Origin of the sequence: Achromobacter deleyi, assembly GCF_902859705.1 — a bacterium.
Lineage (GTDB): Bacteria > Pseudomonadota > Gammaproteobacteria > Burkholderiales > Burkholderiaceae_B > Achromobacter > Achromobacter deleyi.
Genome location: NZ_CADIJO010000003.1, coordinates 385,255 through 406,854 on the forward strand (window position 1 = coordinate 385,255; position 21,600 = coordinate 406,854).

Below are 21,600 nucleotides of genomic sequence, written 5' to 3' on the forward strand. Positions count from 1 at the left end.
TTACCGTTGCGCCTGGCTGCCGCATTCGGCGGGCAGGTGCAGAGAGCCGGCAGGCTCGGGGCCGTAGGTGTCGGCAACCGGTTGCGACGACAGCCATGCCGTCAGGGCGCCGATGTCTTCGGGTGTGAGCTTGTTGGCAATGTCGGCCATGCAATCAGGCGTGGCGGCGCGGCGCTGGCCGCTTTTCCAGCTGCCGATCTGCGAACTGATGTAGTCGCGCGGCAGGCCCAGCAAGCCAGGAATGGCGGGTAGCAGCCCGCCCAGGGACGCGCCATGACAGGACGCACAGGCCGGCAGGCCGCGGGCAGCGTCGCCGGACAGGGCCAGCCTGCGTCCGGCCTCCAAGGTGGGGCCGGGGACGTCCACGCGCGCGGGCGGCGGATAGGGCACATGCTGGCCCGCAAAGTAGGCGGCCATTTCATGCAGATAGGCATCCGGCAAGCCCGCCAGCAGGTGTGCCATCGGCCGGTACTGGCGGCGGTCGTCGCGGAAATTCAGCAGTTGGTGATAGAGGTATTCCTGCGGCTTGCCCGCCAGGCGGGGGTAGTAGCCGTCGGCGCCAGCCCGGCCCTGTGCGCCGTGACAGGCCGTACAGGCCGCCACGCGGGCCTGCATCGTGCCCGGCTGCAGCGATGGCGCGGTGTCCTGGGCCATCGCGGGCGCTGTCGAAAACACGACAAGCGCGGCGGCCAACAGGCGGGATTTTGCCCAATGCCGCGGCAGTGAAACACTACAAAAGGAAATGAGGGCTAACATCTAGGACCAGTTAACACTAAGTCAAATTCCAACCCCCCCAAGGCGCATGACGGCGGGGCGCGTAGGTGAATCTCTCTTGTGCGGATGCCCGAGCTTACGTCAGGGCGTACTGACCGGTACAGGCGCAGATTTGCAGTTTACGGCCATATCAGATGCCAACCCGCCGGCATCGTCCTGGAAAAGCGTGCCACAATCATGTCCATGTTGAAAGTCGTCCTCGTAACCGGCATATCAGGCTCAGGCAAATCCGTCGCCCTGCGCATGCTCGAGGACGCCAGCTATACCTGCGTCGACAACCTGCCCGTCCGGTTCCTGACCGAATTCATCGCCAACGCCCGCGACGACGGCCTGGAGCGCGTGGCGGTCGCCATCGACGTGCGGTCGCCCGGCGAACTGGCCGAACTACCCGACGTCGTCACCGCCTTGCGCGCCATGGGCACCAGCCTGCGCGTGGTGTTCCTGGATGCCAGCACCGCCACCCTGGTGCAGCGCTATTCGGAATCGCGCCGCCGCCATCCCCTGACCGACCGCCTGCAACGCGGCGGCACCGCGCCGTCGCTGACCGACTGCATCGCACTGGAACGCGAACTGCTGGCGCCGCTGCGCGAGCAGGAACACGTCATCGACACGTCGGAACTGACCCCGGGCCAGCTGCGCGCCTGGATTCGCGACCTGATCCAGGCCGATCGCGCCCCGCTGGTGCTGACCTTCGAATCGTTCGCCTACAAGCGCGGCGTGCCGCGCGACGCAGACCTGGTGTTCGACGTGCGCTGCCTGCCCAACCCCTACTACGACCGCAACCTGCGTCCGCTGACGGGCCGCGATGAGCCCGTCGCGACCTGGCTGTCCGGCTACGACCAGGTGGGACAGATGATCGACGACATCGCCGGCTTCCTGAACCGCTGGCTGCCGCAGTACACCCAAGACACCCGCAATTACCTCACGGTCGCCATCGGCTGCACCGGCGGGCAGCACCGTTCGGTCTACGTGGTCGAACAGCTCGCCAAGCGCTTTGCCGACCACGACCCGCTGCTGGTGCGCCATCGCACCCAACTGCCCGACGAATCCGCATGACCCTGCCCCGCCCGCTGACTTTCCTGATGATGCTGTTGCTGGCCATTGCCGTGGCCGGCTGCTCTTCCACCGGAGGCCGCAAGAAAGGCGGCGGGTACTACAAAGACGACGGCCCGGACGCCAACCCGCCGTCCAACCTGGACCAGGTGCCGGACGCGGTGCCGCGCATCGAACCCTACGCCAGCGGCGCCAATCGTCCGTACGTGGTGTTCGGCCAGCGCTACGTGCCCGACACCACCGGCCAGCCGTACAAGCGGCAAGGCATTGCGTCGTGGTACGGCAAGAAATTCCATGGCAACTCCACGTCGATCGGCGAAGCCTACGATATGTACGCCATGACGGCCGCGCACACGACGCTGCCGATTCCCAGCTACGCGCGGGTCACCAGCCTGGTCAATGGCAAGACGATCATCGTGCGCGTCAACGACCGCGGCCCGTTCCACAGCGACCGCATCATGGACCTGTCGTACGTGGCGGCCTACAAGCTGGGCATCATCGGACCGGGCAGCGGCCAGGTCGTGGTCGAGAGCATTCCGCAAGACGAGATTCGCCGCCTGGCCTCATCGGGCGCACCGGCGGCAACGCCCGCGTCGGCCATCGGCTCCACGCCGGTGGCCACGCCCGTGGCCGCCGCGCCCATCTCCCTGGACCCGCAACCGCTGGCTCAGCAACCGGCGCCCGCGCCGGGCAGCGCGCCTGTACGCCAACCGGCCGCGGGCGGCATCGGCAGTGTCTACCTGCAAGTGGGTGCTTTCAGCCAGCCGGCCAATGCGCAGTCGCTGGTCAGCCGCATCAATACGCAGCTGGGCACCGAGGGTGCGCCGCCCGCCAGCGTCGAACAATCCAACAACCTGTACCGCGTCAAGATCGGGCCCTACCCTGATCGCCAGAGCGCCATGAATGCCGTGCAGCTCGTCTCCGACCGCATCGGCATCACGCCCAGCATCGCGGCGCAATAAGCCCGTTTGGTATCGCGGGCTTACTGGGCCCGCGGCCAGTCGAAGGCCGGCGGCTCGAACGGCAGTTCGACCTGGCCATCGCACACGCGCCGCGCGCGCGGGTTGCGGCTGAGATAGCGGCTGCCCTCGTGTTCCAGCAATGCCTGCTTGCGCGGCAAGCCGCCGCCGAAACCCGTGAGCGAGGTGTCGGCGCCGATCACGCGGTGACACGGAATGATGATGATGATGGGATTACGCCCCACCGCGCCACCGATGGCCTGCGCGCCTTTGGGACGGCCCACCGTGCGCGCCAGTTCGCCATAGCTGGCGAGCTGGCCGAAATCCAGGGCGCACAGCGCGCGCCACACTTCATGCTGGAACGGCGTGCCGACCGGGTCGAGCGCCACGTCGAAGTCGCGGCGCTGGCCGGCAAACCACTCGTCCAGTTCGCGGCGCGCCTGCTCGAGGATGGGATCGGCGTCCACGCGGGTCCACCCCTCGGCCGAGGGCAGCAGGGTCTGGTCGGTGAACCAGGCGCCGCGCAAGCCCTTGGCGCTGGCGACCAGGCGCATTTCACCCAGCGGCGTGGGGATATCGCGATAGACGATGCGTTCGTCGGGTTGGCCGGAACGCTTGGGAGCGACAGCTGTGTAAACCATGTCTTACGAATTCTTGCGGGCCAGGGCCCGGTTGTACAGGACGTCCCGCGGCAGGCCGGTGACCTTGGCCGCGACCTTGGAAGCATCGCGCAGGGACAGCGTTTCAAGCAAGGCGTCCAGCAACGCGTCGGTGCGCGGGTCGGCCTCGTCGTCGGCCTCTTGCCCAGGGCGCGCGTGCGCGATCAGCACGAACTCGCCTTGCTCGCGGTGCGAATCGGCCGCCAGCCACGCCGCGGCCTCGCCCAGGGTGAACGTGGCGATTTCCTCGAAGCGCTTGGTCAGCTCGCGCGCAACGGTCAGGTGGCGCTCGGGGCCGCAGACCTCGAGCAGATCGGCCAACGTGGCCGCCAGGCGGTGCGGCGATTCGAACATCACGACCGGCGCGGGCAGCGCACACCAGCTGCGTAGCCAACGCTGGCGGGCAACGGCCTTGGAGGGCGGAAAGCCGGCAAAGGCATAGGCGGGGTTTTCATCCGTGGTGACCCCGCTGCCCATCAGCGCCGTGATCACGGCGCTGGGGCCCGGCACCGGCACGACGGTGAAACCGGCCTCGCGCACCGCGCGCACCACGCGGGCGCCAGGATCGCTGACGGCGGGCGCACCGGCATCGGACACCAGCGCCACACGCTGGCCCTGCGCCAGGCGTTCGCAGATGGCCTGCGCCGCCGCGGCCTCGTTGTGGCGATGGGCGGCCATCAAGGGCGTCGTGACCCCCCAGGCGTCCAGCAAGGTGCGGCTGGCGCGGGTGTCCTCGGCCGCGATCACGTCGGCGCGCTGCAGCGCGTGCCAGGCGCGCAGCCCCAGGTCGCCCAGATTGCCGATCGGTGTGGCCACCACATACAGCGCCTGCGCAGGCCAATGCTGGCCGGCCACGCGTTCAGCGACGCGGGTCCAGGCATCGCCGGCCACCGGGGGTGAGACATTTTGATTCATTGCTGCCTGCTTACACGGAAAACCATGCCAGTGTAGCCGCCATCGACGCCCGCTTCCGGAACCCGCCTGATGGATGACACCCTTGCCTTCGAACTGGCCCTGGCCGTCCGCCAGCGCGCCGACAAGCGACGCCGCCGCAGCGCCCGGCGTCCGATTCCGCCCGACCGGCCGCCCCCACGGCGCTCGCCCCGCCAACGCACGGGCGATGGCCACGAAGATGCGGCGCTGCGCCTCTTGCTGGCGGGCGGCCTGGCGCTGCTGGCCCGCAACCTGGCCTGCCGCGCGGGGGAAATCGACCTGGCCATGCGCGAGGGCGACATCCTGGTCTTCGTCGAAGTCCGCTCGCGGCAGGCGGGCGCTTTCGGCGGGGCCGCCGCGAGCATCGACCGGGCCAAGCAGGCCCGGCTGGCCCGCGCTGCGGCCCACTGGCTGCCGGAACTGACCCGGCGCCATTGGGGCGGCACCCCGCCCGCCGTGCGCTTTGACGCCGTGCTCTTCGAGGGCGGGCAGGTCCAATGGCTGCGCGCCGCATTCGAGCTGGGCTGATTTTTGCTGGCGCGTGAGATAATCGCGCCCATGGATATGACCTCTCGTATGACGTCGCACTTTCGCGACGCCATGGCTGCGTGCGAACAAAGTATGAACGTCCTGGCCGAACCGCTGGCAGTGGCGGTGGACGTGCTATTCGGCGCCTTGGCCAACAACGGCAAGATTCTGGCTTGCGGCAACGGCGGTTCCGCGGCCGACGCCCAGCATTTCATCGCTGAACTGGTGGGCCGCTTCGAACGCGAGCGCCTGCCCCTGGCCGGCATTGCCCTGAACACCGACACCTCCATCCTGACGGCCGTGGGCAACGACTACGGCTTCGACGAGGTCTACGAACGCCAGGTCAACGCCTTCGGCCAGGCCGGCGACGTGCTCGTGGCCATTTCCACCAGCGGCAATTCACCCAACGTGGTCCGCGCCATGGAAGCCGCGGCCAGCCGAGAGATGCATGTGCTGGCCTTGACCGGCAAGGGCGGCGGCGTCATGGGGGAACTCATTACGCCGATGGACGTCCATCTATGTGTTCCCAGCGATCGCACGATGCGCATCCAGGAAGTCCATATACTGCTGCTGCACGCGCTTTGCGACGGCATTGACGCTCTTCTGCTTGGAGACACCGAATGATTCCTGACGTCCGAACCGCCGCCCGCCCCCTGCTGCTTGCCGCCGCCCTGTCGGGCGCCGTACTGTCGCTGTCGGCCTGCGCGCCCTTGATCGTGGGCGGCGCCGCCGCCACCACGGCGGTGGTCGTGACCGACCGGCGCACCTCGGGCATCCAGCTCGAAGACCAGAACATGGCCTTCAAGGCCCAAAGCCAGATCTCCCAGAAGCTGGGCGATACCGCCCGCGTCAATGCCATGGCCTACGGCGGCCATCTGCTGCTGACCGGCGACGTGCCCACCGAAGAAGCCAAGTCGCAAGCCACCGCCATCGCCCAGGGCATCGAAAACGTGAAGCAGGTGGTCAACCAGCTCAATGTCGGCCCGATCGCCTCGTTCGGCGTCCGCTCGAACGACACCTGGCTGACCTCCAAGGTCAAGACGGCGCTGATCAACACCAAGTACGTGCCGTCCGGCACCATCGCCCTGACCACCGACCACAGCGTCGTGTACCTGATGGGCAAGCTGACCCAGGCCGAAGGCGACTACGCCGCCAACGCGGCCGCCGATGTCGGCGGCGTCGCAAAGGTGGTAAAACTGTTCGAAACCATCAGCCGCGAAGAAGCCATTCGCCTGTCGAACAGCAGCAAGTCGAATTCCACTGAAACCAAGGCCCCCATCGAGAACAGCTCGGGCGCAGCCAGCAGCAGCAGCAGCGGCAGCGCTCCCGCGCCCAGCGGTGGCAGCGCCGTAGAAGCCATGCCCATCAAATGAAAAAAGCCATCGTAGCCCTGGCCGTCCTGGTAGCGGTCGGCATTGGCGCCTGGTTCGTCATGCGGCCGGCGCAAACCGCGCCCGACGTCACCTTCACCACGCTGGAAGGCAAGACCTTCTCGATGCAGGACCTGCGCGGCAAGGTGGTGCTGGTGAAGTTCTGGGCCACCAGCTGTGTCACCTGCGTCAAGCAGATGCCGGAGACCATCTCGGCCTATAACGAATACGCCGGCAAGGGCTACGAGGCCATCGCGGTCGCCATGAACTACGACCCGCCCAATTTCGTCTTGAACTTCGCCGAAAGCCGCAAGCTGCCCTTCCCGGTGGCGCTGGACACCAAGGGCGACATCGCCCGCGCCTTCGGCGACATCCGCCTGACGCCCACGGCGTTCCTGATCGACAAGAAGGGACACGTCATCAAGCGTTATCTGGGCGAATACGACGTGGCCGAATTCCACGCCACCGTCGAAAAGGCATTGGCGGCAGGCTGACCCTGCCCCGATCGCAACAGAAGCCGCCCGTTTACCGGGCGGTTTTTTTCGCCTGTGACAAAGAAAACCGCCCGGCAAGCGGGCGGTTTCAACAACGGGGTCAGGCCTTGCGGGGTATCAGAACGCCGGGACCACCGCGCCCTTGTACTTTTCCTGGATGAACTTCTTCACCTCGGCCGAGTGCAGCGCGTTGACCAGCTTCTTGATGCCGGGCGCGTCTTTGTTGTCCGAGCGGGTCACCAGCACGTTGGCGTAGGGCGAATCGGCGCCCTCGATGAACAGCGCGTCCTTGGTCGGCACCAGGCCGGCTTCCAGCGCGTAGTTGGTGTTGATCAGGGCCAGGTCGACGTCATCGAGCGAGCGCGGCAGCATGGCGGCCTCGAGTTCGCGGAACTTCAGCTTCTTGGGGTTCTCGACCACATCGGCGGCGGTGGCCAGGATGTTGGACGGGTCCTTCAGCTTGATGACGCCCTGCTTTTGCAGCAGCACCAGCGCACGGCCGCCGTTGGACGGGTCGTTCGGGATGGCGACAGTGGCGCCGTCCTTCAGCTCGGCCAGGCTCTTGATCTTCTTGGAGTAGCCGCCGAAGGGCTCGACGTGCACCAGGGCGACCGGCACCAGCGTGGCCTTGCGGTCCTTGTTGAAGCTGTCCAGGTAGGGCTTGTGCTGGAAGAAGTTCGCATCCAGCTGCTTGTCCACCAATTGCAGGTTGGGCTGCACGTAGTCGCTGAAGACCTTGATGTCCAGGTCCACGCCTTCCTTAGCGAGCTGGGGCTTGACCACTTCCAGGATCTCCGCGTGCGGGACCTGGGTGGCGCCCACCACGATCTTTTCAGCGTGGGCGGCGGTGGCCGACACCAGGAGGGCCGACGCCACCAGGGCAGAGCGGACGAAATTCAAACGCATGAGTTGCCTCTTTTATAGGTAGAAATTGGGGGCATATGCCCAGCCGGTGGGGAGATTCCCCCTTGTGAGGGGCGCTCCGTTGTGAAAACGCCCCCAATTTACCCGAATGCCGGTTATTTGTCGGGCATATAAACATGGGTTTAAAGCATAAGGAACCTGTGGGGTCTACAATCCGTCGTATGCTTGCGCTACCGCGTCCCGACGCGTTCCTGTGCAGGCATTTTTTACTGCGGGACCCTACGCCCCCTCGGGGGGCAACGCCATCGCGCCGCCAGCGGCGCGCGGGCTTCCAACCTCTAACTTTCATACTCTACTTATTGCCGACTTAGCTGCCATGACCGACACCCCCGACCCTGCTGCCGTCTCGTCTCCTGCTGTCAAAGCCGCGGTGCTTTCCGAAGCGCTGCCTTACATCCGACGATTCCACGGCAAAACCATCGTGGTCAAGTACGGCGGCAACGCCATGACGGAAGAGCGATTGCAGCGCAGTTTTGCGCATGACGTGGTGCTGCTCAAGCTGGTGGGTCTGAATCCGGTGGTGGTGCACGGCGGCGGCCCGCAGATCGACGACGCGCTGCGCCGCATCGGCAAGCAAGGCACCTTCATCCAGGGCATGCGCGTCACCGACGCCGAGACCATGGAAGTGGTCGAGTGGGTGCTGGGCGGCCAGGTTCAGCAAGACATCGTCATGATGATCAACGAGGTCGGCGGCAAGGCCGTGGGCCTGACCGGCAAGGACGGCGGTCTGATCCAGGCGCAGAAAAAGCTGATGGCCAACAAGGAAAACCCCGCTGAACCGATCGACATCGGCTTCGTGGGCGACATCACGCTGGTCGAACCGGCCGTGGTCAAGGCCTTGCAGGATGACCAGTTCATCCCCGTCATCTCGCCCATCGGTTACGGCGAAGACGGCACGGCCTACAACATCAATGCCGACGTCGTCGCCGGCAAGATGGCCGAAGTGCTGGGCGCCGAAAAGCTGCTGATGCTGACCAACACCCCGGGCGTGCTGGACAAGGCGGGCAAGCTGCTGCGCAGCCTGTCGGCCCAGACCATCGACGAACTGTTCGCCGACGGCACGATCTCGGGCGGCATGCTGCCCAAGATCTCGTCCGCGCTGGACGCCGCCAAGAACGGCGTCAACTCGGTGCACATCGTCGACGGCCGCGTGCCGCACTGCCTGCTGCTGGAAATCCTGACCGACCAAGGCGTTGGCACGATGATCAGCTCGCATTGATGCGAGCGCAGCGTACCCTGCTGCGGCCGGCGGTGCGCCAGCGCCGCTCGCGCCGCACGGCCACGGGCGCCCCCGGGCGCCTGTGGTTGTTCGACCTGGACAACACGCTGCACGACACCTCGCACGCGATCTTTCCCCACATCGACCAGGGCATGACCCTGGCGGTGGCCGAAGCGCTGGGCGTTGATGTCGACACGGCCAACCAGGTACGCAAGCAATACTGGAAGCGCTACGGCGCCACCATGATCGGCATGGTGCGCAACCATGGCGTGGACCCCCACGCCTTCCTGCACCGCAGCCACGACTTCGACGTCAATCCGCTGGTGCGCGCCGAAAAGGGGCTGGCCTACAAGCTGCGCCAGCTGCCCGGTCGCAAAGTGCTGCTGACCAACGCGCCGCTGCACTATGCGCGCGCGGTGCTGCGCCGCCTGGGCATCCTGCGCCAGTTCGACAGCCTGTGGGCCATCGAACACATGCGCCTGCACGGCGAGTTCCGCCCCAAGCCCTCGCCCGCGCTGCTGCGCTACGTGCTGGCGCGCGAAGGCGTGCCGGCGCGCCAGGCCGTGCTGGTGGAAGACACGCTGGCCAACCTGCGCGGCGCACGCCAGGCGGGGCTGCGCACGGTGCACGTTTTCCACCCCGGCACACCGTTCGCGCGCGGCCGTTCGCAGCGGCCGGCTTACGTCGACTTGCGGGTAAACTCCGTCAGTGATTTGCTGTTGCGCCGGCGTCCCTTGCGGGGATAGCGGCCGGCCCCCTCTTCTCATCCACCGTCAGCCTGCGTAAGACCAGACCCGTCCATGGCGAGCAAACCCGGCGAGCGCAAGACCCAGATTCTGCAGACCCTGGCCGAGATGCTGGAGCAGCCGCACGCGTCGCGCATCACCACCGCCGCGCTGGCTGCCAGGCTGCAAGTCTCCGAAGCCGCGCTGTACCGGCACTTCGCCAGCAAGGCGCAGATGTTCGAAGGGTTGATCGAATTCATCGAAACCAGCATTTTCACGCTGGTGAACCAGATCGCGACCGCCGAGCCCTACGGCCTGTCGCAAGCCCACAAGACGGTGTCGATGCTGCTGACCTTCTCGGAACGCAACAAGGGCATGACGCGGGTGCTGACCGGCGACGCCCTGGTCACCGAAGACAACCGCCTGCAAGAACGCATCAACCACATCAACGACCGCATCGAGGCGTCGCTCAAGCAATCGCTGCGCATCGCCGTCACCGACGGCGGCCTGCCGCCCGAGGCCAATGTGGCCGCGCATGCCAGCCTGCTGACGCATCTGGTGCTGGGCCGTTGGCTGCGCTATGCCCAGAGCGGCTGGCGCGTTGCGCCCACGCTGCACCTGGACGAGCAGTTGCGTCTGGCGCTGGGCTGACGCCCGTTCATTTCATAACACGAACGAATTAAACGCTTGTTGCAGCCCGCCCTTGGGCTATTTGATTGCATATACGCAACAATCTCACGCTTGCGACCAACGCGGGCGGACGAGCATAATGCGCGGGATGGGTTTTCCACAAGCGCGAATCTCCACCGGTTTGACCCATATCAATACGGGTTTTCCTTAATGCCGTCACGATCATTCTGTAGCGTCGGCACTTCGCTTTGATCACGCCCCAGGCCTGGTTGCGATGTGCCGTCAGTTTGACCTCAACCGGAGATGGATATGACTGCGCCAGCCGCTGTCCCTGCCTCGCAAGCCCCAAAGAAAGCAAAAATCCCAATCGGACTCATCGCCGGCTTCCTCGTGATGATCGGCGTGCTGATGATGCCGTTGCCGGCTGACCTGCCGGTCGCCGGCCACCGCATGCTGGCCATCCTGGCATTCGCGGTGGTGGTCTGGATTACCGAAGCCGTGTCCTACGAAGCCAGCGCGATCATGATCACGACGCTGATGGCCTTCCTGCTGGGCACGGCTCCGACAATCAAAGACCCGGGCGTGCTGTACGGCACGTCCGCCGCCATCAGCATGGCGCTGACGGGCTTTGCCAACTCGGCACTCGCCCTGGTCACCGGCGCACTGTTCATCGCCGCGGCCATGACGTTCACCGGACTGGACCGGCGCATCGCGCTGGTGACCTTGTCCAAGGTCGGCACCAGCACGCGCCGCATCCTGATCGGGTGTATCGCAGTGACGATCGTACTGAGCCTGGTGGTGCCCAGCGCCACCGCCCGCAGCGCCGCCGTGGTGCCCATCATGATGGGCGTCATTGCCGCTTTCGGCGTGGACAAGCGCTCGAACATTGCCGCCGGCATCATGATCATCGTGGCGCAGGCCACCAGCATCTGGAACGTCGGTATCCAGACCGCCGCCGCGCAGAACCTGCTGACGGTCGGCTTCATGGAAAAGATGCTGGGCCAGCGCGTGGCCTGGTCGGACTGGCTGATCGCGGGCGCTCCGTGGTCGCTGATCATGTCGGCCGTGCTGATCATCATCGTGCTCAAGCTGCTGCCGCCGGAAAGCGACAGCATCGCGGGGGGCAAGGAAGCTGTCGAAAAATCGCTGCTTGAACTGGGCCCCATGACCGGTGCGCAAAAGCGCCTGATGGCGGTGTCGGTGATGCTGCTGCTGTTCTGGTCCACCGAAGGCAAGCTGCACAGCTTCGACACGACCTCGACCACCTACTTCGGCCTGGTGCTGCTGATGCTGCCGCGCTTTGGCGTGATGACCTGGAAAGACGTGCAATCGCGTATCCCATGGGGCACGGTGATCGTGTTCGGCGTGGGCATCAGCCTGGGCACCGCCTTGCTGACGACGCAGGCCGGCCAATGGCTGGGTAACCAGGTCGTGCAACACACGGGCCTGGACCACCTGGGACCGCTGGCGATCTTCGCGATCCTGGCTGCCTTCCTGATTGTCATCCACCTGGGTTTCGCCAGCGCCACGGCGCTGACCTCGGCCATGCTGCCGATCCTGATCTCGGTGCTGGCCACGCTGCCGGGCGACTTCAGCCGCCTGGGCATGACGATGCTGCTGGGCTTCGTGGTGAGCTACGGCTTCATCCTGCCGATCAACGCACCGCAGAACATGGTGTGCCTGGGCACGGAAACCTTCAATGCCAAGCAGTTCGCCAAGGTGGGCATTCTGGTCACCATCATCGGCTACGCGCTGATGATCCTGATGGGCATGACCTACTGGCGCTGGTTGGGCTGGCTGTAAGGAGGCCGCATCATGAAAATCTCTATTGCCCAAGCCAATGAATTCGGACGCCGCGTGCTGGTCGCACAAGGCGTGCCGGAAGACATCGCCCGCGACGTGGCCGAGCACCTGGTGGAATCGGACCGGGTCGGCTACACCAGCCACGGCCTGTCGATCCTGACGAACTACCGCCGCGTGCTGGGCGACGGCCTGGCGCAAGCCGACGGCCGCCCCGAACTGCTGAACGACCGCGGCGCGATGCTGGCATACGACGGCCACAACGGCCTGGGCCAGCACGTAGGCAAGGTCGTGATCGAAAAGGCGATCGAACGCACGCAGGAACACGGCCAGTGCATCCTGACGCTGCGCCGCAGCCACCACCTGGGCCGCATGGGCCACTACGGCGAGATGGTGGCGGCCAAGGGCCTGATCCTGCTGGCCTTCACCAACGTGATCAATCGCGCCCCCACAGTCGCGCCGTTCGGCGGTGCCCGCGCCTGCCTGACGACGAACCCGCTGTGCTTCGCCGGCCCGCTGCCTGGCGGCCGCCCGCCGTTCATCGTGGACATGGCGACGAGCTCGATCGCGGTGAACAAGGCCCGGGTGCTGGCCGCCAAGGGCGAACAAGCCCCGCCGGGATCGCTGATCGACGCCCAGGGCAACCCGACGACGGACCCGAACGCGCTGTTCTCGGACCCACCGGGCGCGCTGCTGCCGTTCGGCGGCCACAAGGGTTACGCAATGGGCCTGGTGGCGGAACTGCTGGCCGGCGTGCTGTCGGGCGGCGGCACGATCCAGCCGGAACATCCGCGCAACGGGGTGGCAACGAACAACATGTTCGCGCTGCTGCTGGACCCGCAGGTGGACTTCAATACGGACTGGCGCTCGATGGAAGTGGGCGCGTTCATCGACTACCTGCACGCCTGCCCGCCGCAACCAGGCGTGGACGGCGTCCAATACCCCGGCGAATACGAAGCCCGCAACCGCGCCCTGAACGCAGACTCCCTGGAATTCGACTCCCGCATCTGGGACGGATTGAAGACGCTGGCTGCTGACTTGGGTGTGGCGGATGCGTTGCCGTAGTTTTTTTGTATTGGTTTGATGGTTGTTTTGTACGGGCGGCTCAGGGGTTCTTGAGCCGCCTGTTGCGTTGGTGGCCTGTGAGGGCGGGGCTACGATTGCGGTCCGGAGCCTTCGCTCCGGACTGCCCCTTCGTCATCCTCGTACAGGCCTTCGGCCTTCCCTACGGATTCCCTCGGGCGCATCTACACGCCCCGCCCTCACAGGCCACCAACGCAACAGGCTCACCGCAGCTGCAATTTGCCGGGTGCTGGGACGGTCAGTGTGCTTGGCGTTTTTGCCAGCGGCGGGGGGAAGAGAGAGATCTTGCGGGGCTCGCCCCAGGCCGGCCGCGCGGGCGGCCTTTTGGGGCTTACACGCCGTCTTGCGTCGTGGCACTGCGGGCTATGCGCCTAGAGCGCGCATGGCCTCAAGCAGGACCACCATCAGCGCGCAGCGAACACCGTCACGACGCACCGCAATGCGAAAGCCCCAAAAGGCCGCCCGCGCGGCCGGCCTGGGGCGAGCGACGTAAACCTCTCCGCCCCCAACAGTTCTAGCGGCATCTCATTTCTGCACGCTCGTAGCCGAGGGCGAGGGGCTTCGTGGTGGCGGGCAACCTCGATGCGCCCGAGGGAATCCGTAGGGAGCCGAAGGCGTACGAGGATGACGAAGGGGAAGTCCGGCGCCGGCGCGCCGGACCGCAATCGTGGGCGCCCGCCACCACGAAGCCCCTCGCCCTCGGCGACCTACGAAGACAACGTCTTTAAGCCTTAACCGATCTATGCCGACTAATACTCATCATGATCCCGAATGCTATGCCCATTGTGAAGAGGGCTGTGCCGCCGTAGCTCATGAAGGGGAGTGGCACGCCCACCACTGGCAGGATGCCTGTCACCATGCCCACGTTCACGAACACGTAGATGAATAGCATCATCGTCAGCGCGCCGGATAGCAGGCGGCCGAATTGGGATGAGGCGCGGGACGCGATCGTCAGGCCGCGGGCCATCATCAGGCCGTATAGCACCAGAATCGCAATGCCGCCGTACAGGCCGAATTCCTCGGCGTAGACCGCGAAGATGAAGTCGGTCGTGCGTTCGGGGATGAAGTCCAGGTGCGTCTGCGTGCCCTTCATGTAGCCCTTGCCGTACACGCCGCCCGAGCCCACCGCGATCATCGACTGGATCGTGTGGAAGCCCTTGCCCAGCGGGTCGGAACTGGGATTGAGCAGCGTGCAGACGCGGTGCTTCTGGTAGTCGTGCAGCACCACCCAGTTGACGTCGGGTTCGCAGAGCTGGTCTTCGTAGTAGACCAGCGTGCCGATGCCGATGATGCCGGCCAGCATCACCGGGACCAGCAGCTTGAATGACAGGCCGGCGAAATAGATGACGAAGAAGCCGGCGCCGAACACCAGCAGCGCGGTGCCCAGGTCGGGCTGCAGCACGATCAGGCCGAACGGCGCGGCCAGCATGGCGGCGGCGGCCAGGAAGTCGCGGATGCGTACCGCGCCCTCGTGGCGCTGGAAGTACCAGGCCAGCATCATGGGCACGGCGATCTTCATCATCTCGGAGGGCTGGATGCGGGTCACGCCCAGGTTCAGCCAGCGGGTGGCGCCCTTGCTGGTTTCGCCGAAGAATTCCACGCCCAGCAGCAGCACCACGCCCACCACATAGAACGGCAGCGCCAGCTTCATCAGCCACTTGGGCGGGATCAGCGCCATGATCCACATGGCAAAGAACGCGATGATGAAATTGCGCGACTGTTCGGCGAAACGCCAGTCGGTGCCGCCCACCGCCGAGTGCATGACGGTCAGGCCCAGCGCGGCGAACATCATCAGGATGGCCAGCAGCGGCCAGTCAAACGCCGTGAAGACGCGCAACAGGATCAGGCCGAGACGCTTCATGGTCGGCGCACCACGTCGGAAGTAATGGTTTCAACGGTGGCCAGCGGCACGTTGCGGTCTGGCCGCACGATCTTGTCCTGCCGATCCTTGGCCAGCCAGTAGTCGAACACCTTGCGGGCGACCGGGGCGGCCACGCTGGCGCCCCAGCCGGCGTTCTCGACGATCAGCGAGACGGCGATGCGCGGGTGTTCGAGCGGCGCGAAGCCCATGAACAGCGCGTGGTCGCGCAGGCGTTCGTCGATGGCGCTGGCGCGGTAGTGGCCGCCGCGCAGGCTGAACACCTGGGCGGTGCCGGTCTTGCCGGCGGCCTGGTATGGCGCGTTGGCAAAGGCGCGGCGGGCCGTGCCGGCACGGACCACGTCGGCCATGGCGTTCTTGATGACATCCACGTTGGCCTGCTTGAGCGGAATGCGGTAGTCAGGTGCGGACTCGGTGGGCTTGGCCACGCCGGTGCGCGGGTCTCGCACCGCGTGCACCAGGTGCGGGCGGCGGTACAGGCCATTGTTGGCCAGCGTGGACGTGCCCTGCGCCAGCTGCAGCAGCGTGAACGCGTTGTAGCCCTGGCCCACAGCCACCGAAATGGTTTCACCGGCGTACCAGCGCTGGCGGTCCTTGTCCTTGTAGGCCGAGCGCTTCCAGTCGGTAGAGGGCAGCACGCCGCGCTTCTCGCCTTCGAGGTCGATGCCGGTGATCTGGCCGAAGCCGAACTGCTTGGTGAAATCGTGCAGCGCGTTCACGCCGATTTCGGGCCCCAGCGAATAGAAGTAGGTGTCGGATGACACGACGATGGCCTTGTGCATGTCGGTCATGCCGTAGGCCGCGCCGCCCGCGTTGCGGAATTTCTGGCCGCCGAACTCGTAGTAGCCGGGGTCCGAAATGCGGTCGGTGGCGCGGCGCTTGCCCAGTTCCAGCGCCGCCAGGCCCACGAAGGGCTTGTAGGTGGAACCGATGGGATAGGTGCCGTAGAGCGGGCGATTGATCAGCGGGTGGTCCGGCGATTCGTTCAGCATGCGCCAGTTGTCCACGTCGATGCCGTCGACGAACAGGTTGGGGTCGAACGACGGCTGCGACACGAAGGCCAGCACCTCGCCGGTGTCCGGGTCGATGGCGACCAGCGCGCCGCGCTGGCCTTCGAAAGCCTCTTCGGCCACTTTCTGCAGGCCCAGGTCGATGGACAGCATGATGTCCGAGCCGGGCACGGGGTCGATGCGGCGCAGCGTGCGCATGGGGCGTCCGCCGGCGGTGACTTCGACTTCTTCGAGCCCGGTGCGGCCGTGCAGCGCTTCTTCCCAGGTTTTTTCGATACCTTTCTTACCAATGACATCGGTGCCACGGTAATTGCCCAGCAGGCCGGCGCGTTCGAGCTCTTCGTTGTCGCCTTCGGCGATGCGGCCGATGTAGCCCACCACGTGGGCGGCCGACACGCCTTGCGGGTACTCGCGGACCCAGCGGGCGCGCAGTTCCACGCCCGGGAACTGGAAGGCGTGCGCCGCGAACCAGGCGGCTTCGGTTTCGTTCAGGTTGTTGCGCAGTTGCAGGCTGGCGTAGCGGCTGGATTCTGCCGCGCGGCGCTTGAAACGGCGCTGGTCGGCGGGGCTGATGTACACCACCTGGGTCAGCCGCTCGAACAGCGCGGCCATGTTGCCGGCCTGGGCCGGCACCACTTCAAGCGTGTAGGTGCGGTAGTTGCGCGCCAGCACTTCGCCGTTGCGGTCGAGGATTTCGCCGCGGCGCGGCGGAATCGGCACCACCGCGATGCGGTTGCGGTCGGCGCGCTCGGACAGGCCTTCGTAGCGGTCGACCTGCAAGTACCAGAACCGGCCCACCAGCACACCGAAGCAGGCCAGCGCGAACACGCCGCCCACCCAGGCGCGCAGGCGGAAACGCTGCTTCTGCTGCTGGCCGGTTTTCTTGAATTCAAACATGAAGCGGCGCCGCCGTCAGGCGGAGGAAGATTCGGCGTCGTCGGCACCGCGCTGCGGCAAGTGCAGAACCCAGCCCGCCAGCGGCCACAAGGCGGCGGTGATGGCGACGCTGATGCCCCAGTCCCAGCCCGGCCACTTGCCGGCAAGCCACGCATGGATGATCTGGGTGACGAAGCGCGCAATCAGGAACACAGGCAGCATGTGCATGGCCTGGCTCCAGAGGTCAAAGCGTTGCAGGCGCCGGTGCAGCACCACGGCGCCATAGGCGACCAGGGTGTAGGACAGCGCGTGTTCGCCCAGCAGGCCGGCATCGTGCACGTCCATCAGCAGGCCGAAGCAGAACGCGGTGAACAGGCCCACGCGGCGCGGCTCGTGCACGCACCAGAAGGCGATGATCAGGATCAGGACGTCGGGCGCGCCCTGCCACAGCCGCCACGGCAGCAGCGACACCAGCCAGACCAGGACGATGGTGCCCCAGACGAACACGCCGTGGGCCGGCCCGGACAGGCGTTCGGGGTGCACATTGCTGGGCGTGCCCAGGCGGCGCCGGGGTTGCCCTGATGATTGATTAGTCCGATCCACCGGAATCGACCTCCTGACGGTTGGACTCGGCACGTTCCACATCCACCTGCAGGACCAGGAAGTGGCGATAGCGTTCAGGGTGGGCCAGCGGTTCGCAGACGGCCCGCGCGAAGCCGGAAGCGGTGTCGCGTTCGACCGAGGTTACCTTGGCCACCGGCAGGCCGGCGGGAAACAGGCCGCCGACGCCACTGGTGACGATAGTATCGCCTTCCTTGATGTCGGCATTGGCCGCCAGGTAACGGACCTCCATCTTGCCCGGAGAGTTCCCGCCGAACGCAATCAGGCGCAGGCCGTTGCGCAGCAGTTGCACGGGAATGGAAACCTGTTCGTCGGTGACCAGGGCGGCCTCGGCCGTCATGGGCGTGACGCGCACGATCTGGCCGACCACGCCGCCTTCGTCGATGACGGGCATGCCCGGGGCCAGGCCAGCCTTGCTGCCCTTGTTGAAGACCAGCCGCTGGTTGAAGGCGTTGGTGGGTTCGTACAGCACTTCCACCACCACGGCCGACTGGGCCACGGTATCGGTCACGCCGAGCAGGCGGCGCAATTGCGCATTTTCGGCGGCCAGCTGCGCCGCATGGGTGGCCACCTGGGCCAATTCGATGCGCTGGCGTTGCAGCGCTTCGTTTTCGCTACGGATAAGGTTGGCCGCATTGACCCATTCGTTGACCTGTTGGACCAGGTCGCGCGGCGCCATGACGGCGCGCTGGAACGGGTACAGCGCCACGGATACCGCACGGCGCGCCGGTTCGAGCATGCGCCATTGCGAATCCATGATGATCAGGGCCAACGCCAAGGCGACCAGGACGACCAGCCGCACCTCAGCGGGTGGACCGCGCCTGAATAGGGGGGGAGTCCCTTGTCGTTGCATGAATCTCAGCCCGGGCGCCCGCGCCCGCCGCCCCCGCAGCGGCCGGAGCCGTAGAAAAGCGGGGCTCCGGGCTGGCGGGCAGGATTAGTCGTTGATGAAGATCGCGCCCAGTTTCTCAAGGTGTTCCAGCGCCTCGCCGCAACCGCGCACGACGCAGGTCAGGGGATCATCGGCGACCACCACCGGCAGGCCGGTTTCTTCTTGGAGCAGGCGGTCCAGGTCGCGCAGCAGGGCGCCACCGCCGGTCAGGGCGATGCCCTTGTCGGTGATGTCGGCGCCGAGTTCGGGCGGGGTCTGCTCAAGGGCGATCTTGACGGCAGAGACGATCTGGTTGAGCGGGTCGGTCAGGGATTCGAGGATCTCGTTGGACGAGACCGTGAAGCTGCGCGGCACGCCTTCGGCCAGGTTACGGCCCTTGACTTCGATTTCGCGGACTTCGGAACCCGGGAATGCGGAACCGATTTCCTTCTTGATGAGTTCGGCGGTGGGTTCGCCGATCAGCATGCCGTAGTTGCGGCGGATATAGTTGACGATGGCTTCGTCGAACTTGTCGCCGCCGACGCGCACGGAACCCTTGTAGACCATGCCGCCCAGCGAGATGACCGCCACCTCGGTGGTGCCGCCGCCGATGTCGACGACCATGGAGCCGCTGGCGTCGGACACGGCCAGGCCGGCGCCGATGGCCGCGGCCATGGGTTCTTCGATCAGGAAGACGTGGGACGCACCGGCGCCAAGCGCCGATTCGCGGATGGCGCGACGTTCAACCTGGGTGGAGCCGCAGGGTACGCACACGATGATGCGCGGGCTGGGCGCCAGCATGTTGCGGGGGTGCACCATGCGGATGAACTGTTTGAGCATCTGTTCGGTGACCGTGAAGTCGGCGATGACGCCGTCCTTCATGGGCCGGATGGCCTCGATGTTGCCGGGCACTCGACCAAGCATCTGCTTGGCTTCGTGGCCGACGGCCTGGATGATCTTTTTGCCGTGAGGCCCGCCTTCATGACGGATTGCGACCACGGAGGGCTCATCGAGCACGATGCCCTTGCCGCGGACGTAAATCAGCGTATTGGCGGTACCGAGGTCGATCGCCATATCGCTGGAAAAATAACTGCGCAGGAATCCGAACATGGGAGCTCAGCTAAATTCTGGGGGGAATTGGGGTCATGCCGCGGGGCGTACGACCCGAGAAAGGTCGGGTCCGCCTGTCATCACGGCGATTAAACCGTGAATCATAACTTATAATTTCCCCGGAAATAGCGCATAAATGCAGGCTATTCAAGCTTTGTAACGGTATTGGCATGTGCATACTGCCCAGTCCCGCCCCTCGGCCTTCGCTTCTCGATATTTGCAATCCCCATGGCGCTCAATGACACAGATGTGGCCCGCATTGCCAAGCTGGCCAGAATCGAACTGACCCCGGACCAGCGCACCCACGCGCAGGCCGAGCTCAATGGCATCCTCCACCTGATCGAACGGCTGCAAGCCGTCGACACCCAAGGCGTCGAACCCCTGGCCCACCCCCTGTCGGCCCACGAAGACATCGTGCTGCGCCTGCGCCAGGACGCCGTGACCGAAACCGCCTCGGAGGCCCGCCGCGCAGACCTGCTGGCCAACGCCCCCGACGCCCAGGACGGCCTCTTCCTGGTTCCCAAGGTCCTAGATTAAGCCATGACGAAACCCGCCTTGCACACCCAATTCGAGGGGATCGCCGCCCTGCGCGCGGCCCTCGCCCAACGCCAGGTCAGCGCCGTCGAGCTGGCGCAAAGCTCGCTGGCGGCCGCCGACGCGGCCAGCGGCCTGAACGCCTTCTTACACATTGACGCCGAATTGACGCTGGCCCAGGCCCGCGCCGCCGACGCCGCACTGGCCGCCGGCAACGCCGGCCCGCTGGCCGGCGTGCCCATCGCCCACAAAGACGCCTTCGTCACCCGCGGCTGGCGCACCACCGCCGGCAGCAAGATGCTGGACGGCTACGTCAGCCCGTTCGATGCCACCGTGGTCGAGCGCCTGCAAGCGGCCGGCGCCGTCTCGCTGGGCAAGCTGAACTGCGACGAATTCGCCATGGGCTCGGGCAACGAGAACTCGGCCTACGGCCCCGTGAAGAACCCCTGGGACCCGGCCGCCGTGCCCGGCGGCTCGTCGGGCGGTTCGGCCGCGGCCGTGGCGGCCCGCCTGGTGGCGGCCACCACCGGCACCGACACCGGCGGCTCGGTCCGCCAGCCCGCCGCGCTGTGCGGCGTGAGCGGCATCAAGCCCACCTATGGCACCGTATCCCGCTACGGCATGGTCGCCTTCGGTTCCAGCCTGGACCAGGCCGGCCCGCTGGCCCCCAGCAGCCGCGACCTGCTCGAACTGCTGGACGTCATCAGCGGCTTTGACCCGCGCGATGCCACCAGCCTGGAAAAATGCGACGGCGCCGTCAACGAGCCGGGCCGCGTGCGGCGCGACTTCGACGCCGCGCAGGCCCAATACGATGCCGCCGGCAGCCAGCCCCTGAAGGGCCTGCGCATCGGCGTGCCCGCCGAATACTTCGGCGCCGGCCTGGCGCCGGACGTGGCCGCCGCGGTGGAAGCCGCCCTGGCCCAGTTCGAAGCCCTGGGCGCCGTGCGCGTGCCGGTGTCGCTGCCCCGCACCGAGCTGGCCATTCCCGCCTATTACGTGATTGCCCCCGCCGAAGCGTCCAGCAACCTGGCCCGCTACGACGGCGTGCGCTACGGCCACCGCGCCGCGCAGTACGGCGACCTGAACGAAATGATCAGCCGCTCGCGCGCCGAAGGCTTCGGCGACGAGGTCAAGCGCCGCATCCTGATCGGCACCTACGTGCTGTCCCACGGCTACTACGACGCCTACTACCTGCAGGCCCAGCGCCTGCGCCGCATGATCGCGCAGGACTTCCAGCGCGCCTATGCCGGCCAGTGCGACGTCATCATGGGCCCGGTGACCCCGACGGTCGCCAAGAACATCGGCGACAACCGCGACGATCCCACTGCCGACTGGCTGGCCGACGTCTACACGCTGGGCGTGAGCCTGGCCGGCCTGCCCGCGATGTCGATCCCGTGCGGCTTCGGTTCGTCCACTAGCGCCAAGCGCCCGGTCGGCCTGCAGATCATCGGCAACTACTTCGACGAAGGCCGCCTTCTGGCCATCGCCGACCGCTACCAACAAGTCACCGACTGGCACAAAGCCTCGCCGGCCCAGCAGGACGCCTAA

General features: G+C 66.2%; 22 protein-coding genes. 13 read left to right on the top strand and 9 right to left on the bottom strand.

Translation table 11 applies throughout. The features are described 5' to 3' along the window. Entirely contained in the window at window positions 1-756 is a 756-nt protein-coding gene (locus HV798_RS06775) for a c-type cytochrome (RefSeq protein ID WP_175191543.1), read from the bottom strand. A gap of 201 nt (window positions 757-957) precedes the next feature. On the opposite strand from HV798_RS06775, the gene rapZ reads away from it, so the two are divergent. Together rapZ and HV798_RS06785 are read left to right on the top strand one after the other, a co-directional pair. Beyond that, window positions 958-1,830 (top strand): RNase adapter RapZ, encoded by an 873-nt coding sequence (rapZ, locus tag HV798_RS06780; RefSeq protein WP_175191822.1) that lies wholly within the window; start codon window positions 958-960, stop codon window positions 1,828-1,830. After that, complete coding sequence (locus tag HV798_RS06785) at window positions 1,827-2,789, top strand: septal ring lytic transglycosylase RlpA family protein (RefSeq protein ID WP_025141025.1); 963 nt, start codon at window positions 1,827-1,829, stop codon at window positions 2,787-2,789. Before rapZ ends, HV798_RS06785 begins: the two co-directional genes overlap by 4 nt. A 20-nt stretch (window positions 2,790-2,809) precedes the next feature. On the opposite strand, the gene HV798_RS06790 is transcribed toward HV798_RS06785, so the two are convergent. Next, window positions 2,810-3,427 (bottom strand): methylated-DNA--[protein]-cysteine S-methyltransferase, encoded by a 618-nt coding sequence (locus HV798_RS06790; RefSeq protein ID WP_175191542.1) that lies wholly within the window; start codon window positions 3,425-3,427, stop codon window positions 2,810-2,812. 3 nt (window positions 3,428-3,430) lie between these two features. After that, window positions 3,431-4,360 (bottom strand): 16S rRNA (cytidine(1402)-2'-O)-methyltransferase, encoded by a 930-nt coding sequence (rsmI, locus tag HV798_RS06795; RefSeq protein ID WP_175191541.1) that lies wholly within the window; start codon window positions 4,358-4,360, stop codon window positions 3,431-3,433. Between the two features lie 69 nt (window positions 4,361-4,429). On the opposite strand from rsmI, the gene HV798_RS06800 reads away from it, so the two are divergent. From HV798_RS06800 to HV798_RS06815, 4 genes are read left to right on the top strand one after another with little or no spacing between them, the layout of a single operon-like run. Further along, window positions 4,430-4,906 carry a YraN family protein gene (locus tag HV798_RS06800; protein WP_175191540.1) on the top strand — a complete coding sequence of 159 codons (477 nt, stop codon included), beginning with the start codon at window positions 4,430-4,432 and terminating at the stop codon, window positions 4,904-4,906. 30 nt (window positions 4,907-4,936) lie between these two features. Then, window positions 4,937-5,530 (top strand): phosphoheptose isomerase, encoded by a 594-nt coding sequence (locus HV798_RS06805; RefSeq protein WP_175191539.1) that lies wholly within the window; start codon window positions 4,937-4,939, stop codon window positions 5,528-5,530. Next, on the top strand, window positions 5,527-6,279 hold the full coding sequence (locus tag HV798_RS06810) for a BON domain-containing protein (protein ID WP_175191538.1): 753 nt from the start codon (window positions 5,527-5,529) through the stop codon (window positions 6,277-6,279). The genes HV798_RS06805 and HV798_RS06810 overlap by 4 nt, the downstream gene beginning before the upstream one ends. Further along, window positions 6,276-6,770 carry a peroxiredoxin family protein gene (locus HV798_RS06815; RefSeq protein ID WP_025141019.1) on the top strand — a complete coding sequence of 165 codons (495 nt, stop codon included), beginning with the start codon at window positions 6,276-6,278 and terminating at the stop codon, window positions 6,768-6,770. Before HV798_RS06810 ends, HV798_RS06815 begins: the two co-directional genes overlap by 4 nt. Window positions 6,771-6,887: 117 nt before the next feature. Here HV798_RS06815 and HV798_RS06820 read toward each other — a convergent pair whose 3' ends face one another. Further along, on the bottom strand, window positions 6,888-7,676 hold the full coding sequence (locus HV798_RS06820; RefSeq protein ID WP_175191537.1) for a MetQ/NlpA family ABC transporter substrate-binding protein: 789 nt from the start codon (window positions 7,674-7,676) through the stop codon (window positions 6,888-6,890). 334 nt (window positions 7,677-8,010) lie between these two features. On the opposite strand from HV798_RS06820, the gene argB reads away from it, so the two are divergent. The 5 genes from argB to HV798_RS06845 all read left to right on the top strand — a co-directional run bounded on the left by argB (window position 8,011) and on the right by HV798_RS06845 (window position 13,133). Further along, window positions 8,011-8,913, top strand: coding sequence for an acetylglutamate kinase (argB, locus tag HV798_RS06825; RefSeq protein WP_006391819.1), 903 nt, complete (start codon window positions 8,011-8,013; stop codon window positions 8,911-8,913). After that, window positions 8,913-9,659, top strand: coding sequence for a pyrimidine 5'-nucleotidase (locus tag HV798_RS06830; RefSeq protein ID WP_175191536.1), 747 nt, complete (start codon window positions 8,913-8,915; stop codon window positions 9,657-9,659). Before argB ends, HV798_RS06830 begins: the two co-directional genes overlap by 1 nt. A gap of 54 nt (window positions 9,660-9,713) precedes the next feature. Continuing rightward, entirely contained in the window at window positions 9,714-10,289 is a 576-nt protein-coding gene (gene slmA / locus HV798_RS06835) for a nucleoid occlusion factor SlmA (RefSeq protein ID WP_025141016.1), read from the top strand. A 288-nt stretch (window positions 10,290-10,577) separates the two neighbouring features. After that, a complete protein-coding gene (locus HV798_RS06840; protein WP_175191535.1) occupies window positions 10,578-12,071 on the top strand; it encodes a DASS family sodium-coupled anion symporter in 1,494 nt (497 codons plus the stop codon). Window positions 12,072-12,083: 12 nt separating this feature from the next. Continuing rightward, window positions 12,084-13,133, top strand: coding sequence for an Ldh family oxidoreductase (locus tag HV798_RS06845; RefSeq protein ID WP_175191534.1), 1,050 nt, complete (start codon window positions 12,084-12,086; stop codon window positions 13,131-13,133). Window positions 13,134-13,875: 742 nt separating this feature from the next. Here HV798_RS06845 and rodA read toward each other — a convergent pair. From rodA to HV798_RS06870, 5 genes are all read right to left on the bottom strand, one after another. Continuing rightward, a complete protein-coding gene (rodA, locus tag HV798_RS06850; RefSeq protein ID WP_175191533.1) occupies window positions 13,876-15,012 on the bottom strand; it encodes a rod shape-determining protein RodA in 1,137 nt (378 codons plus the stop codon). Then, complete coding sequence (gene mrdA, locus HV798_RS06855) at window positions 15,009-16,937, bottom strand: penicillin-binding protein 2 (RefSeq protein ID WP_025136561.1); 1,929 nt, start codon at window positions 16,935-16,937, stop codon at window positions 15,009-15,011. Before mrdA ends, rodA begins: the two co-directional genes overlap by 4 nt. A gap of 15 nt (window positions 16,938-16,952) precedes the next feature. Next, complete coding sequence (gene mreD, locus HV798_RS06860) at window positions 16,953-17,519, bottom strand: rod shape-determining protein MreD (RefSeq protein ID WP_025136562.1); 567 nt, start codon at window positions 17,517-17,519, stop codon at window positions 16,953-16,955. Further along, window positions 17,506-18,390: a rod shape-determining protein MreC gene (gene mreC / locus HV798_RS06865; RefSeq protein ID WP_025136563.1), complete on the bottom strand. Its 885-nt coding sequence runs from the start codon at window positions 18,388-18,390 to the stop codon at window positions 17,506-17,508. The genes mreD and mreC overlap by 14 nt, the downstream gene beginning before the upstream one ends. An 84-nt stretch (window positions 18,391-18,474) precedes the next feature. After that, on the bottom strand, window positions 18,475-19,518 hold the full coding sequence (locus HV798_RS06870; protein WP_006216320.1) for a rod shape-determining protein: 1,044 nt from the start codon (window positions 19,516-19,518) through the stop codon (window positions 18,475-18,477). 228 nt (window positions 19,519-19,746) lie between these two features. Between HV798_RS06870 and gatC the strand changes: the two genes are divergently transcribed. Next, on the top strand, window positions 19,747-20,055 hold the full coding sequence (gene gatC / locus HV798_RS06875) for an Asp-tRNA(Asn)/Glu-tRNA(Gln) amidotransferase subunit GatC (RefSeq protein ID WP_025136564.1): 309 nt from the start codon (window positions 19,747-19,749) through the stop codon (window positions 20,053-20,055). 3 nt (window positions 20,056-20,058) lie between these two features. Beyond that, window positions 20,059-21,600, top strand: coding sequence for an Asp-tRNA(Asn)/Glu-tRNA(Gln) amidotransferase subunit GatA (gatA, locus tag HV798_RS06880; RefSeq protein WP_175191532.1), 1,542 nt, complete (start codon window positions 20,059-20,061; stop codon window positions 21,598-21,600).